The organism is Pseudorhodoplanes sp., from assembly GCF_059499825.1.
In genome coordinates this window covers 319,200-333,951 of record NZ_JCABZI010000001.1, presented here as the reverse complement: position 1 = coordinate 333,951, position 14,752 = coordinate 319,200, and the positions used below count along the sequence as shown (strand labels likewise).

13 protein-coding genes are annotated in these 14,752 nt (G+C 64.2%); 8 read left to right on the top strand and 5 right to left on the bottom strand.

The window, feature by feature from the left end; translation table 11 throughout:
* Positions 1–144: 144 nt before the first annotated feature.
* The gene (rpmB, locus tag AC5I5I_RS01690; RefSeq protein WP_495969387.1) at positions 145–435 is read right to left on the bottom strand and encodes a 50S ribosomal protein L28; all 291 of its coding nucleotides are present in this window, start codon (positions 433–435) and stop codon (positions 145–147) included.
* A 256-nt stretch (positions 436–691) separates the two neighbouring features.
* Here rpmB and AC5I5I_RS01685 point away from each other — a divergent pair, with 256 nt between their 5' ends.
* The 5 genes from AC5I5I_RS01685 to AC5I5I_RS01665 all read left to right on the top strand — a co-directional run bounded on the left by AC5I5I_RS01685 (position 692) and on the right by AC5I5I_RS01665 (position 7,180).
* A complete protein-coding gene (locus tag AC5I5I_RS01685; protein WP_495969386.1) occupies positions 692–1,531 on the top strand; it encodes a DUF3108 domain-containing protein in 840 nt (279 codons plus the stop codon).
* A gap of 422 nt (positions 1,532–1,953) precedes the next feature.
* On the top strand, positions 1,954–5,286 hold the full coding sequence (locus AC5I5I_RS01680; protein ID WP_495969385.1) for a helicase-related protein: 3,333 nt from the start codon (positions 1,954–1,956) through the stop codon (positions 5,284–5,286).
* 15 nt (positions 5,287–5,301) lie between these two features.
* A complete protein-coding gene (locus AC5I5I_RS01675; protein WP_495969384.1) occupies positions 5,302–5,664 on the top strand; it encodes an RNA-binding S4 domain-containing protein in 363 nt (120 codons plus the stop codon).
* 94 nt (positions 5,665–5,758) lie between these two features.
* Positions 5,759–6,094, top strand: coding sequence for a ferredoxin FdxA (gene fdxA, locus AC5I5I_RS01670; protein ID WP_495969383.1), 336 nt, complete (start codon positions 5,759–5,761; stop codon positions 6,092–6,094).
* A 483-nt stretch (positions 6,095–6,577) separates the two neighbouring features.
* On the top strand, positions 6,578–7,180 hold the full coding sequence (locus tag AC5I5I_RS01665) for a CarD family transcriptional regulator (protein WP_495969382.1): 603 nt from the start codon (positions 6,578–6,580) through the stop codon (positions 7,178–7,180).
* A gap of 322 nt (positions 7,181–7,502) precedes the next feature.
* Here the strand turns inward: AC5I5I_RS01665 and AC5I5I_RS01660 are convergent, their stop codons facing one another.
* The 3 genes from AC5I5I_RS01660 to AC5I5I_RS01650 all read right to left on the bottom strand — a co-directional run bounded on the left by AC5I5I_RS01660 (position 7,503) and on the right by AC5I5I_RS01650 (position 10,411).
* Complete coding sequence (locus AC5I5I_RS01660) at positions 7,503–7,886, bottom strand: hypothetical protein (protein ID WP_495969381.1); 384 nt, start codon at positions 7,884–7,886, stop codon at positions 7,503–7,505.
* 222 nt (positions 7,887–8,108) lie between these two features.
* Entirely contained in the window at positions 8,109–9,581 is a 1,473-nt protein-coding gene (locus AC5I5I_RS01655; protein WP_495871526.1) for a M48 family metalloprotease, read from the bottom strand.
* Between the two features lie 68 nt (positions 9,582–9,649).
* Positions 9,650–10,411 carry a thermonuclease family protein gene (locus tag AC5I5I_RS01650; protein ID WP_495871524.1) on the bottom strand — a complete coding sequence of 254 codons (762 nt, stop codon included), beginning with the start codon at positions 10,409–10,411 and terminating at the stop codon, positions 9,650–9,652.
* A gap of 213 nt (positions 10,412–10,624) precedes the next feature.
* Between AC5I5I_RS01650 and AC5I5I_RS01645 the strand changes: the two genes are divergently transcribed.
* The 3 genes from AC5I5I_RS01645 (at position 10,625) to AC5I5I_RS01635 (ending at position 13,319) form a co-directional block, all read left to right on the top strand.
* Positions 10,625–11,125 carry an aromatic-ring-hydroxylating dioxygenase subunit beta gene (locus AC5I5I_RS01645; protein WP_495969380.1) on the top strand — a complete coding sequence of 167 codons (501 nt, stop codon included), beginning with the start codon at positions 10,625–10,627 and terminating at the stop codon, positions 11,123–11,125.
* An 81-nt stretch (positions 11,126–11,206) separates the two neighbouring features.
* Positions 11,207–12,571 carry an aromatic ring-hydroxylating oxygenase subunit alpha gene (locus AC5I5I_RS01640; RefSeq protein ID WP_495969379.1) on the top strand — a complete coding sequence of 455 codons (1,365 nt, stop codon included), beginning with the start codon at positions 11,207–11,209 and terminating at the stop codon, positions 12,569–12,571.
* Positions 12,572–12,575: 4 nt separating this feature from the next.
* Positions 12,576–13,319: a GntR family transcriptional regulator gene (locus AC5I5I_RS01635; protein ID WP_495969378.1), complete on the top strand. Its 744-nt coding sequence runs from the start codon at positions 12,576–12,578 to the stop codon at positions 13,317–13,319.
* A gap of 41 nt (positions 13,320–13,360) precedes the next feature.
* On the opposite strand, the gene AC5I5I_RS01630 is transcribed toward AC5I5I_RS01635, so the two are convergent.
* On the bottom strand, positions 13,361–14,404 hold the full coding sequence (locus AC5I5I_RS01630) for a Bug family tripartite tricarboxylate transporter substrate binding protein (RefSeq protein WP_495969377.1): 1,044 nt from the start codon (positions 14,402–14,404) through the stop codon (positions 13,361–13,363).
* Positions 14,405–14,752 lie beyond the last annotated feature (348 nt).

Genomic DNA, 14,752 nt, shown 5'->3' with positions numbered 1-14,752 from the left:
AGCGACGGCTGAGCCGCAGGCTCTCTATCGTCATGGCGGCATCCGCCCCGAACGGCACCAGCCTCGACGCCTTGTGCGGAAACTAAAACGTCAATGGCCGGGACGAGCCCGGCCACGATCACCAAACCAGACGGGAGGCGAAAATCAGCTCGCGTCAGCGAGCTTCTTTTCGAGCTGGCGCTTGAAGTCGAGCGCCTTGGGCGACAGCTCGACATCCTTGGCCTTGGCCAGGAAGCCGTCGAGACCGCCACGATGATCGACCGTGCGGAGCGCATTGGCGGAAACGCGCAGCCGGATCGACTGCTCAAGCGTTTCCGAAGCCAACGTGACGTTGACAAGGTTCGGCAAGAACCGCCGCTTGGTCTTGCGGTTCGAGTGGCTCACCTTGTGACCGGTCTGGAACGCCTTGCCGGTGAGGTCGCACTTGCGCGACATGATTGAAAATCCCGAATATGACCAGGGGCGCCGCGCGGGGCGCAGGCCGTGATTGCGTTTTCGCGTTAAGACGCGGTCCTATAAAGACGCCAGGCAGGGAGGTCAAGGCTCGTGTCAGGCGGCTGCCGACCCGGCAAGACCACAGAAACGGCATAATGGTGCCGAATCGCTTAGGTTTATAGGCGTTGATCGTGGCGGCACGATCGGATGGCCAGAGTTCCAACCGAAGAGCCCGACCGGGCTCCGCGAGGACCAGGTGCAGTTTCTGTCAAAGACCGGTATCTGCGCGGCATTGGGCGCGCTGTTCCTCGGCCTTGCCTCGGCTCCGGATGTCCACGCCCAGGCGCGCCTCGATGCGCGCTACACGGCCTCGCTGGCCGGGATCAAGCTGGGCGAGGGGTCCTGGCTGGTCGACGTCCGGGAAGACCGCTTTTCCGCCGAAGCGAAAGGTTCGACCGCCGGGCTGGCGAGCTTTTTCAGCTCCGGGCGTGGCACGACGGCGTCCCGCGGAGCCATCAAGAACGGGCAGCTCGCGCCGGCGAACTACGCCCTCTCGATCAAATGGGGAAAGAAATTCGAAGACCTGCGGATGAAGATTGCCGATGGGGCGGTCAAGGACCTCACCATCGAGCCGCCCATGGTCGAACACCCCGACCGTATTCGCGTGACTGAGGCGCATCGCCGCAATGTGCTCGACCCGATGACCGGTTCGCTACTGCGGGTGCAGGGGAAGGGCGACCTGATGGCGCCGGAGGTCTGCAAGCAGCACGCCCCGATCTTCGACGGCCGCATGCGCTACGATCTCACGCTGGCCTACAAGCGGATCGAGCAGGTTGAAACCAACGGGTATTCGGGACCGGCCCTGGTTTGCGCGATCTATTTCGCGCCACTGGCGGGGTATGTCCCGAACCGCAGCGCGGTCAAATATCTGATCGACCAGCGCGATATGGAAACCTGGCTGGTGCCGATCGCCGGCACGCGGGTGCTGGTCCCATACAGGGTGGTGATCCCGACGCCGCTTGGGCAAGGGATCCTGCAGGCGACGCAACTCGCGGTGTCGCCGCTGCCGAGCCGGGCCAGCGCGAAAACCGATTAGGTGCTTTTGGGCCCGTTAGATCGCATCGGACCAATTGCGTCGCTTGCAATATCCCCGCTGTTCTCCACATTCCCGCTGAGGCCCGGTTGACTCTTTGGCTTGGCTCTGGACTCGCCGACGTTAGCCGCTGGACGCATCGGTCGGCTCTGATTTCATCGATTTTTACCCGATATAGGGGGTTCTCTAGGAATAGCTCTACATCTCGCGGTGAACGGATGGGAACACGCCTGAGTCAGCGATTCGGCCGTGTTTCGTTCCAGACTCGTTCCATACTTTAACCGGCGGCGCCAAAAATCACGGACAGTGTTGCGTTGTGAGACAGTCCGGGTGACAAGCTGGCGCGTTTGCTGACTGAAGCACCGGTCTCGCGCCTCGTTGGCCCGGCCCGCCGCCCTCGTGAGACCTCGGTTGTCGGAAACTTGATGCCCATTTCATTTTCGCCTGGCGTTCGAAGCGACGCTCGCATGCGCGGCGCCGGTGTCACCGCCGTGCTCGGCCCGACCAATACCGGCAAGACCCATCTGGCCATCGAGCGGATGCTCGCGCATTCGTCCGGCCTGATCGGGCTGCCGCTTCGCCTGCTTGCGCGCGAGGTCTACAACAAGGTTGCAGACCGTGTCGGCGCGGATTCGGTTGCGCTGATTACCGGCGAGGAGAAGATCAAGCCCGCCAATCCGCGCTTCTGGGTTTCGACCGTCGAGGCGATGCCGCGCGATCTCGATCCGGCTTTCGTGGCGATTGACGAAATCCAGCTCGCGGCGGATTTCGAACGCGGGCATGTCTTCACCGATCGCATCCTGAACCGGCGCGGGCGCGAGGAAACACTGATTCTCGGGGCCGCCACGATCCGGCCGATGATCGAGCGGCTGCTTCCCGGCGCCAATATCGTGTCTCGGCCGCGCCTGTCGCAACTGACATTTGCCGGCGACCGCAAGATGACACGGCTGCCGAGCCGATCGGCGATCGTCGCGTTCTCGGCCGACGAGGTTTATGCGATCGCCGAACTGGTGCGGCGTCAGCGAGGCGGCGCAGCGGTGGTTCTGGGAGCCTTGTCCCCACGGACCCGAAATGCACAGGTTGCGCTCTATCAGTCGGGTGATGTCGATTACCTCATCGCCACCGACGCAATCGGTATGGGGCTTAATCTCGACGTGGATCACGTCGCCTTCGCCTCCGACCGGAAGTTCGACGGCTATCAGTTCCGCAACCTTGCGCCGGCTGAACTCGCGCAGATCGCCGGCCGCGCCGGCCGCGCCACGCGCGATGGTACTTTCGGCACCACCGGCCGTTGCGCTCCGTTTGACGACGAATTGGTCCAGCGGCTGGAAAGTCACTCGTTCGAGCCTCTGAAGCTCTTGCAATGGCGCAACTCCGATCTCGATTTTTCTTCGATCGGCGCCCTGCAAGCTTCACTTTCCGAGATTCCTGCCGAACAGGGCCTCACCCGCGCGCCGCTCGCCGAGGATGTTCTGGTGCTGGAACATGCAGCGCGTGATGCAGAAATCCGGGCCCTGACCAAGACGCGGGACGCAGTCGAGCGTTTGTGGGAAGCCTGCCAGGTTCCGGACTACCGGAAGATCGCTCCGGCAAACCACGCCGAACTTGTCACCACCCTCTATGGATTTCTGATGAGGGAGGGTAAAATCCCGGATGACTGGTTTGCCCGCCAGGTCGCGCAGGCAGACCACCCCGAAGGCGACATCGACTCTCTCTCCAACCGGATCGCGCATGTTCGAACCTGGACATTCGTTGCCAACAGGCAAGATTGGCTTGCCGATCCAGAACACTGGCAGGGCGTCACGCGCGCGGTCGAGGACAAGTTGTCGGATGCGCTTCACCAGCGCCTTACCGCCCGCTTTGTCGATCGCCGTACCAGCGTGTTGATGCGGCGACTGCGCGAGAACACCACATTGGAAAGTGAAATTTCAAAGACCGGCGAAGTCACCGTCGAAGGCCATCTGCTCGGACGGCTTGAGGGCTTTCGTTTTGCTGCGGACCCGTCCGCAGGCGGATCCGAAGCGAAGGCCTTGCACGCCGCCGCACAGAAGGCACTCGCCGGCGAGATCGACGCACGGGCGGCAAAGCTGGCTCAGGCGCCGGACGAGCAATTCGTTCTGACCTCGGACGGCACGATCCGCTGGACGGGTGACACGGTCGGCAAGCTGGTGGCTGGCGAAGAGGTGTTGCGGCCACGCGTCCGTATCCTCGCTGACGAGCAACTGACCGGCGCCGCGCGCGAGCAGGTGCAGGCGAGGCTCGATCTGTGGATCAAGGCGCATATCGAAAAGCTGCTCGGTCCGCTGTCGGCGCTTGCCGCGGCCGAGGACGTCACCGGCATCGCGCGCGGTGTGGCCTATCGGCTGATCGAGGACCTCGGCGTGCTGGAGCGCCAGAAGGTTGCTGACGATGTGAAGGGTCTGGATCAGAACTCCCGTGCGGCCCTGAGGAAATACGGACTGCGCTTCGGTGCCTATCACCTCTACGTGCCGCCGCTCCTGAAGCCCGCTCCGCGCGGGTTGGCGACCCTGCTCTACGCGATCAAGAACGATTCCGGCGACATGCGCGGTCTCGACGAGGTTCAGCAACTGGCATCGAGTGGGCGCACCTCGATTCCGGCCAACAAGGATGTTCCGAAGAATCTGTACCGGGTCGCCGGTTACCGGGTCGCGGGCGAGCGCGCCGTGCGCGTCGATATCCTCGAGCGTCTTGCCGATCTGATCCGGCCCGCGCTGGCCTGGCGCAACAATTCGCCGGGCATCAAACCGCAGGGCGCGCTGGATGGCACCGGCTTCACCGTGACCGTCGGCATGACGTCGCTGGTCGGTTCGTCCGGAGAGGATTTCGCCTCGATCCTGCGCTCGCTCGGTTACCGCATGGAGCGCCGGCCGAAGCCGCCGGAGCCGGTTTCCCAGCCTGAGGTGGTTGCCGCGGAAAGCGCGCCGCAACCGGCCGAAGCGGATGCCGCTGACAGCACCGAGAACCCCGCCGTTCAAATCGCAAACGACAATACGCCGCTTGCTCCGGCTGACGCGGCCGCCGATCGCGTAGCCGAGCCTGAGCCGGACAGCCCGGACACGGTTGCGGAATCCCCGCCGGCAGAAGATTCGCAGACCATCGCAGATGCATCGGCAGACGCGGCACCGGCAAACGCGCCGGACTGCGTGTCTTCTGGCGATGAAGCGTCGGACGAAGGGCAGCCATCTTCCGACGATGAACAGGTCGTCGGCGCGGCGGCAGAGACCGGAAGTGGTGAGGCGGCGTCCGATGCCGCCGGCGCCGACAGCCAGACTGCACCGGCCGAGCCCGAACTGATTGAAGTGTGGCGACCGGGTCGTTTCGAAAGCCGCGAGAAGCGTCCGCAACGCAACCATCATCGCCGCGAGCGGCATGGTGGTCACCGGCCTCCGGAGGGCCAGCAAGCGGCATCGCCTGAAGCGGCGCCGGCAGGTGACCAGGCTGCCTCCCAGACCGGTGCTGCGCCGCAGGAGCACCGTCAGGAGCGACGCCAGGACCAGCGTCAAGACCAGCGCCAGCACGGGCCCCGTCCGCCGCGCAAGGATCGTGGCGGCCGCCCGCGCCGCCCCGAAGGCGGCCAGGACGCAGCCCGGCATGGCAAGCCGGACAATCGGCCGCGTCCGCAGGATGCGCGGCCGCGTCCGGACCGGCGCGAGCGCGAGCCCGACCCGAATTCTCCGTTCGCGAAACTGGCCGCCCTGAAGGCGCAGCTCGAGGCGGATTCAAAGGAGCGCCGCTAGTCGCGCGCGGACGGATTGGATCGGCAGCGGATCGACAAATGGCTGTGGCACGCGCGGGTGGTGCGCACCCGCACCGCGGCCGCGGGCCTCGCTGACAATGGTCTGGTCCGGCTCAACGGCGCGCGGGTCGACGCCGCGAGCCGCGTTGTCCGCATCGGCGACGTCATCACCATCGCATTCGACCGTATCCGTATCTTGCGCGTCGCAGGCTTTGCCGAACGCCGCGGCTCTGCGGCTGACGCAGCCCCTTTGTTTGAGGATATGTCGCCGGCCGTACCGGCTGTGATGAAGACGGATGCTCAACCGGAACATGGTGGGCGGCCATCCAAACACGAGCGCCGCGAGCTTCTGCGGCTGAAGCGGCCCGATAGCGGCTGACGGATCACGATGCGATCCCTTGCGCGGTCCCTTGCGCGCCCGTAACCCTTACGCTACGCACATTTTCAGCGTTCTAGAATCCGGTCGGTACTGAATGACCTATATCGTCAACGACAACTGCATCCGCTGCAAGTTCATGGACTGCGTGGAAGTCTGTCCCGTGGACTGCTTCTACGAGGGTGAAAACATGCTCGTCATCCACCCGGACGAGTGCATCGATTGCGGGGTCTGCGAGCCGGAATGCCCGGTCGAGGCGATCAAGCCCGACACCGAGCCGGGGCTGGAGAAGTGGCTGCAGATCAATGCTGAATACGCCAGCAAGTGGCCCAACATCACGGCCAAGAAAGAGCCGCCGGCCGATCACAAGGACTGGGAAGGCGTCGAGGGCAAGGAACAGTATTTTTCGCCCGAACCGGGAACCGGAAATTAAGCCGGTCGGCACCGCCGCTTCTTAACCTCTTGTCCGAATTTTTCACCCCCGGAGCGCTGCGCACGGTCCGTTGCGGGGGCTTAACACATTGATTTTTGCGGAAAATGTGCTATAGTCACGGAATTGGAACGCCTTAACCGGAACGAAGCTCCCCCTTTTACCATTCACGTCCGGGGGAGCTTATTTTTTCGGGTCCGTTCCAGAGGAGCCGCTCCAGAGAGGGCGTGGAAACCCCACGCGCGTACCGTGCCCGATAAATCGCGTTCGAAATCGTCGTCCCAAAAGCTGAAATCTCAGAAGTCGGCGGCTCCGAAGCCGTCGAAGTCGAAGAAAGCGCCCAGCGGCACTGCCCGCCGGGCCCAGACGCCTTCCGCCCCGACGAGGCGGAACTCGCAAGGCTCCCGGCTTGCCGGCCGTGGAGCTCCCGTGGCCAAAGCAGCGCCCAGCCGACCCAATCCGGCTGGCGAAGGAGCACCCTCTGGAATGACTGTCAATAAGAAGACGACGCAGCGTCAAGGCTTCAAGACCACCGAATTCATCGTCTATCCGGCCCATGGCGTGGGCCAGATCCTGGCGATCGAGGAGCAGGAGGTTGCCGGCGCCAAGCTCGAGCTCTTCGTGATCAATTTCGTCAAGGACAAGATGACGCTGCGGGTTCCCACCGCGAAAATCGCGTCGGTCGGCATGCGCAAATTGTCCGAGCCGGCGATGGTCAAGCGCGCGCTGGAGACCCTGAAGGGCCGCGCCCGCGTCAAGCGCACCATGTGGTCGCGCCGCGCCCAGGAATACGAGGCCAAGATCAATTCCGGCGACATCGTCGCCATCGCCGAGGTGGTGCGCGACCTGTACCGCTCCGAGCAGCAGCCCGAGCAGTCCTATTCTGAGCGCCAGCTCTACGAGGCCGCGCTCGACCGGCTGTCGCGCGAGATTTCGGCGGTGCAGCACATCACCGAGACCGAGGCCGTGAAGGAAATCGAGGGCGCGCTGGCCAAGGGCCCGCGCCGCGGACCGAAGCCGGCCGAGGGTGCGGCGGCCGAGGACGAGGCCGACGAGGACACCGACAAGGTCGAGGACGAGGCGGCGTAAGCCATTCGTCCGGGCGGCTCTGTCGCCCATCGATCGGCGGCCCACCTGTGGTGGGCGATAGCCGATCATCTGTTCTGCGAATGCGCGCCCGGCCTTCTGGCCGGGCGTTTTCGTTGGTCTGTGTTGTTCTGCCGGCCTGGTCGGCCGCCGCCGCGACGCCGGCCGAAGCGGCAGGAGCGGGTCGCTCCAGCCGTCCGGGCGCCCGAAAGGCCGGTGCATCCCGATCGCGGCATTGACGCAAGCGCGGGAGGGGAGTGAAGCAGCGCTCGCTTGAAGAGGGCGGGCGCGCTTTGCGTCGCGTCCGTCGGCAGCCGCAGACGTCCTACTTAACCGCCGCCGAGGTGGCCGGCTTCTGCAGCAGCGTGTAGCAGGCATCCACGAGCGCCGAGCTTGGATAGGACTCGCCCGGCAGCGTCACCAGCTCCTTTGGAAATTCATCGCGGCGTTTCCAGGAATCGGCCTTGGTCAACGAGACCTGCTTGGCATCGTAATCCGGTAGCGCCCGGAATTTTTCGGCGCAGACCGGAGCCAGCACCGCCACCACGGCGGCATTCGACTTTTCCTGCGCCATCTTCTGCGCGGTGCTGTTCAGCGACCAGCCGCCCCAATAGAAGCCGACGACCATGGTGGCGACGGCGCCGATGCAGGCGCCCTGGATCAGGCGGGTCATCGACTCGCCCTGCAGAAAGGCCGGGATTCTGGACACAGTTTTTCCTTCCGTCCGGGACGGGCCCGGGACGACTGACGGATACCCAGGATGGGGTCCGGTCATCGAAATGTGTGGTGATCGACGCTTTGCGATAGCGCTTCGATTGTGGTCAGCGTGCGCCCTCGATGGCGCGAAGTCGAGGCTTATCTGCCGCCCGCTGCCAAACGACGCGGGTGGGCGTGCCACGCCTGTTGTGCGATCAATGAGCGCAATAGCCGTCTACTCCACGATCAGCTTCACCAGATCGCCGGGCGTGAGCTTGTCGGTCGGGTCCATGCCGTTCAGCACGCGGAAGCGCTCCACCGGCTTGTCGGACACCGCCATGCGCGCGGCGAGCCGCTCGATCGTGTCGTTGCTCCGCACGGTCACGACCTTGACGCGCAGCGGCCGCGCGGAGCGCGCCTCGGCATTGCTCATGCGCCGGAAGCTCGCGACGCTTTCGCGGAATTGCCGGTCGAGTTCGGGCGACTTGTTCTTCGCCGCGAAGATGAAGCGATAGACCTCGCTGCCGAAGCGGATCGCATAGAGCCGGAAGCCCCATGCGTCGCCCTTGGCGATGGTGGTGGCGGCGGGCAGGCCGTTGATAGTGACCTCCTCGACCGACGCCTCGTCGATATTCTCGATCCAGCCCGCTTTCAGATAATCGGTCAGCTTCTGGTCGGAGGGAATGCGCACCACATCGAGACGCAGCGCCAGTTCGCCGCCATCCTTGACGCCGAACACCGCCTGCGGCGTGTTCTCGAGCACGAAGCCTTCCGGTGCGGTGAAGGTGAAGCCGAGCTTCGGATGCAGGAATCGCCGGCCGCGCACGAAGCCTTCGCTCGGGTCCTCGCCATAGATCAGTCCGTCGAGCTGGCGCAGATATTCCGCGCGCTCGCGGCGGCTGGAATTGCCCTGCGTATATTGATGCGCGTTGAGGGTGGCGTTGGCGACGCGTTCGGGCGTGGCGGGATGCGAGGAGATGAATTCCTGGGTGCGCGGATCGGCTTTCGCGCTCGCGCGCAATTCGGCATTGCGCCCCATCGCGGTGAGGAAGCGGGTGGCGCCGAACGGGTCGAAGCCGGCGCGCGAGGAAATCCCGACGCCGATGCCGTCGGCCTCGAATTCCTGGCCGCGCGAGAAGGTGGCGAGCGCGATCTTCGATTTGGCGAGCGCCAGCGCGCTCGATTGCGGATCGCCGAGAACGTCGCTCGCAACCCGGTTGACCAGAGTGGCCTGACGGATCTGGTCCTCGCGAATGGCGGCGTGGCGGGCGATCACATGCGCCATCTCATGCGACAGCACCGAGGCGACTTCCGAGGTGTCGTTGGCCAGCGCCAGCAACCCGCGGGTGACATAGAGCTGGCCGGTCGGCAGCGCGAAGGCATTGACCGCGGGCGAGTTCAGGATCGTGACCTTGTAATGCAGGTCCGGACGCTCGGAGGCGGCGACCAGCTTTTCCACCGTGGCGTTGAGCTGCTCTTCCAGTTTCGGATTGGAATAGGCGCCGCCATAGACTGCGAGGATACGGCGGTGCTCGCGCTGTGCCGCGGTCAGCGGCTCGGCGCGCTCGGCCTTCGGCGGCTCAGGCAAGGTGATATGCCGCGCGGCCTGGTAGGACGTGCCCGAACAGGCGCCGAGCAGCAGCGCCAGCGCCAGCGCCCCGGCCCGCCTCAGCTCCATCGGCCGCTTTTGCCCCACCATCGGCCACATCGGCCCTTTGGGCCCCGCATCCGGCAAACGCCTCATCCCCATCATGCGACGGCGCATGAACCCACTCATCATGGCCGCCCGTCCCAGTCGAATTGATCCGCCGCGATGGCCTCGATCCAGGGGCCGCCCCGCTCCTCGATCACACCCCGCACCCGCACCACGCGTCCCGCCAGCGAACGCGGCGAAAGACCGTCGGATACAAAGCCAGGCTCCGCCCGCTTCGCGATCGTGACAGTGAAATCGTCGGACCAGCGCCGCCCGAAATTCACGTAGACCGTGTTGCCGCTCTCGCGCACCGACAGCACGCGGCCTTCCACAATCGCAAAGCGGCCAAGGTCCTGCAGGATCGCCGCCGGGTCGTCCGCCTGATGCAATCGATAATCCCCGGAGCCCCAGATGCCAAGCCTTGCCGTGCGCGCGGCGTGTTCCCGGACGAGCAGGGCCTTGGCGCAGGTCGGATCGCCGATGCGGGTTCCGGTGACCGCCAGACCCCGATCCAGCAAGGCATACTGGATCGGAGTTTCCGAGCCGTTTACGACTGGGAAAGCATGAATCCGGCCGTAACGGTCGGTGGTTCCGGCGGTTTTCGCGGGCGCGGTCTTCAGGTTGACCGGGCGGCCGAGAACGAGACCGGCCAAAGCCTCCCGGGCGGCCGCGTCGGGCACGCCCCATTCCACGCCGGCCAAACGGATCAGGCGGCCATCGGCGAGGCGCAGCGTCCGGGGATCCTCGATCGCCGCGACGCGGCCCTCCGGCAGCGGCTCCTTGCCACAGGCATGGGCGGGGGACAGCAGCGCCGTCGCCAGCAGTGATGCTGCGGCACTTTCCAACAGTGTCCGGATACGCTCCCCCATCATCGGCCTTTATGAAAAGGCGAGATTGCGGCGCGACCGTGAAATTGCCGCAGGTCCTAAGGCGGAAATAAGTATCACCGCCTGCTCCTGCCGGCGGCGCGCGCGCAGTGCGAAGCGAAAATAATCGATGATTTGTTGACGAGACAATTTTTATCGATAATTATTCAACGTCAACCACCGGAGCCCTTCATGCTTGCACCGCGGCCTGCCGACATCACCATCGCGGAAGCGGAGCGGCTGATTTATCTCGAAGGCGATCTGCTGGACGACTGGCGGCTGGACGACTGGCTGAAGCTTTATACCGAGGACATGACCTATCTGGTGCCGTCACCCGGCATGCCGATGGATTGCTCGCCCGACACCAGCCTGTTCCTGATCAACGACGACCGCTTCCGCATGGAAAGCCGCGTCGTGCGCCTTAAGAAAAAGACCGCGCATTCCGAATATCCGCACTCGACCACGGTGCACATGTATTCGAACCTGCGCATCGCCGCGCAGGATGCCGAGGGCACCCATGTGCATGGCGTCTTTCACGTCTCGCGCTACCGCGACGGCATCACCGACATCTTCCTCGGCCGCATGCGCTACCACCTGGTGAAACAGGGTGAGGATGTCCTGATCCGCTACAAGCGCTGCGATCTCGGCGTCGATCAGCTGGTGCCACAGGGCCGGCTGACCATTATTCTCTAGATCGCATTCTCTGATTGCATCCCAACGCAATCTCGTCCCGCACCGTCTCGCGTCAGCCTCAGCCCATCGGAGGGCCGTCCCATGGACCAGCATATCGGAACGCCACTCGAAGTCCGGCACAATCCCGCGGAAGGCACCTTCCACGTGTCGCGGCGCGTGTTCACCGACCAGGCCATCCTGGACCTGGAGCACGAGAAGATCTTCGAACGCTGCTGGCTCTATTGCGGTCACGACACCGAATTGCCCGAGCCCGGCTCCTTCATCACGCGGATGGTCGCCGGTCGCGATTTCATCTTCAACCGCGACGCCACGGGCAAGGTCGGGGTGTTCTACAATCTCTGCACGCATCGCGGCGGTCGCGTCTGCCGCGAGCGGTCCGGCAAGGCCACGATCTTCCAGTGCTTCTATCATGGCTGGGTGTTCAACACCGACGGATCGCTGCGCGGCATCCCGCAGGAAGGCGCCTATCCGGAAGGCTACAAGAACGAGAGCCGCGGCCTCGTGCACGTGCCGCGGCTCGAGCAATATCGCGGCTTCTGGTTCATCTGCCTCGACGCCAACGCGATGTCGCTGTCGGATTATCTGGCCGGCGCCAAGGAATATATCGATAACATCGTCGATCAGTCCGAACTGACGATGGAGATCGTGCCCGGCGGACAGAATTTCCAGGTCGATGCCAACTGGAAGCTCTGGCACGAGAACGGCATGGACCCGTTCCATGTCCACAGCGTGCATCAGACCTATTTCGATTATGCCGGCGATGCCACCAAGGTCGGCAAGGAGCGCGCCAGATCGCAGGGCGTGTCGGTCGACGAGTTCGAACTGAAGGCCAGCGCCGAGACGATGATGAGCGGGCGCTACAAGGCGCTGATGAATACCAAGACCAAGTTCCAGTTCGATCTCGGAAACGGCCACATGGCCTATGACTATCCCTCGACCCATGGCCGGCCGTTCGCGCAATGGCACCCGACCTGGGATCCGAAATTCAAGCCGGAGCTGGAAGCGATCTACGAGAAGGCGGTGAAGCGGGTGGGCGCGGAGCGCGCGCACAAGATGGCGACCTTCGACCATCACATCCTGATCTTTCCGAACCTCGCGATCGTCGACAATCACGGCATCATGATCCGGACCTATTTCTCGAAGACGCCGGCGGAAATGCTGGTGCAGAGCTGGACGCTGGCGCCGAAGGAAGAATCGACCGAGATCCGCAAGCTGCGCCTCTACAGCTACATGGACTTTCTCGGGCCGGCCGGCTTCGGCACGCCGGACGATGTCGAGGCAATCGAGGCGGCGCAGCGCGGCTACAAGGGCGCCGAGGATTACGGCGGCTGGAACGACATCTCGGCCGGCTTGGCGCCGAAGGATCCGATGAGCTTCGTCAAGCACGGCGACGAGGGCCGCATGCGCGTGTTCTGGACCAAGTGGCAGGAATATCTGTCGGCCTGACCCGATGGCAAAGCCCAAGAAAATCGGTGCCGTCAAAGCCCGGTCGAAGGGAGCGCCAGCCGACGACAAGGGCGCTGCGATCGGCCACGCGACGCGCGCCACGCTGCTCTATCGCGCCTTGAAGGACGACATTATCCGCGGCGTGCTACCGCCGCGGGACTGGCTGCGCATCGATGCGCTGCGCGCGCGCTATCAGGCCGGGGCGAGCCCTCTGCGCGAGGCGTTGAACCGTCTCTCGGCGGAAGGGCTCGTCGAACAGAAGGATCAGCGCGGCTTCGCCGTCGCCGATCTCAATGCGGCCGATATCGAGGAAATCCTGTTCACGCGCTGCGCGCTGAACGAGATCATGCTTCCCGCGGCGCTCGCCAATGGCGATGCCGCCTGGGAGGAGCGCGTGGTGCTTGCCCATTATCATCTGTCGAAGACGCCGCCCTTCACCTCGGACGGCGGTGCCAACGACGACTATCTCGCCCGGCATCGCGAGTTTCACATGTCGATCCTGGCGCCCTGCGGATCGCGCTGGCTGCTCGAATTATCGGAAAAGCTGTTCGACTGGACGCAGCGGCATCAGAATCTGGCGCTGCGATCCGACCTGGTCGGATCGCGCGATGTGGCGGGTGAACATAACGAACTGACCAAGGCGGTGCTGGCGCGCGATGCGCGCAAGGCGATCCGGCTGCTGAACGAGCACGTCACGTTGACCGGACGGCTGGCCCGCGGTCTGCGGGAAGGCGCGACGGCTGGCTAGCTCCGCGCTGCCCGTCGCGTTGTGACGATGTCGGATGAGCCTTACTTGATGCTCAGCTTGTTGGCGGCGGCGAGGTCGCGCCACTTGGCGAGCTCCCGGGCGGCAAGCTCGTCATATTCCGCCGGCGTCGATGTGACCGGGGTCAGGCCGAAGGCACGCATGCGCGCCTGAATCTCCGGACGGTTGACGATCTCCGCGATTTCCTTGTTGAGCTTGTCGATGATCGGCTGGGGCGTTCCGGCCTTGACGATCAGCGCATTGTTGATGGTGAAGTCGAATACCGGAAAGGTCGCACCCATCAGGGGCGTCTTCGGTGAATCCGTCAGCGGATCCTTGGTAACGACGGCGATCAGCTTCAAGGCCCCGGTCTCGACATGCTGCTTGGCCGACGACCACATGTCGACCATCAGCGGCACGCGGCCAGCGATGACATCGAGCTGTGCCGCGGGGCTGCCGCTATAGGTCACGTGCTGCAACTTGATGCCGGTTTCCTTCATCAGCAGCTGACCGGCCAGGAACGGCACGCCGCCGAAATTCGGCGAGGTGTAGGTCAGTCCGTCCGGCGACTTCTTGGTGAGCGCGATGACCTCGGCAAGCGAGTCGGCCGGGAAATCCTTGTTGGCGACCATCACGATTGGCGCCTTCGAAATCAGGCTGATGCCTGCGAAGTCCTTCACCGCGTCGTACGGCATCTTCTCGCGCAGTGCTGCGGTGGTGAAATGGAAATTGCCCACCGAGAGAATGGTGTAGCCGTCGGCCGGCGCCTTCAGCGCCGCATCGGCGCCGATCACGCCGCCGGCGCCGGGCCGATTTTCGACCACGACCGGTTGTCCGAGGCGTTCCTGCAACGCTTCTCCAATCAGGCGCACCAGGACATCGCTTGGTCCGCCCGCCGCTGTCGGCTGCACGATCTTGATGGGTCGTGAGGGATAAGCCTCCTGAGCGGTAGCGTGCGGACCCGCTGCGACCGCGAGGATCAGCGCCGGCAACAGCTGCAACAGACGGCGGACGCGACGCAACTCAAAACCGTGATGCAGCATATCCTCTCCTTTTCGATGGCTCGCGACCATTTCTGCACGCAGCATGCCAAGTTCTGGGCGGCCATGACAGTTTGCTGCCGAGGCGGATCATGCTCTCTCGGCCGGGCCTCCCGATCGCGGCGACGGGCCTAATCTAGCGACTTTTTGTCGCAGGCGTGAGGCTGCGGAGGCAATCGACTGTGCATTCCTGCAGCGATCCGGGGACGCGTTGTCCCTGCGGGACTTCGCCCCGATCCCTGCCCCATTCTATACCCCTCCCTGTTCCAAAAAGTGAGCATCCGCTCAGTAAGGTGGGATCCGCAACTGTGTTCGCTTGCGAATTCGCTTCCCGTGATGCGTACCAAAATTGGCCGCACGATCTCCGCGATGATGTGACAACTGTGTCGCCGCGAC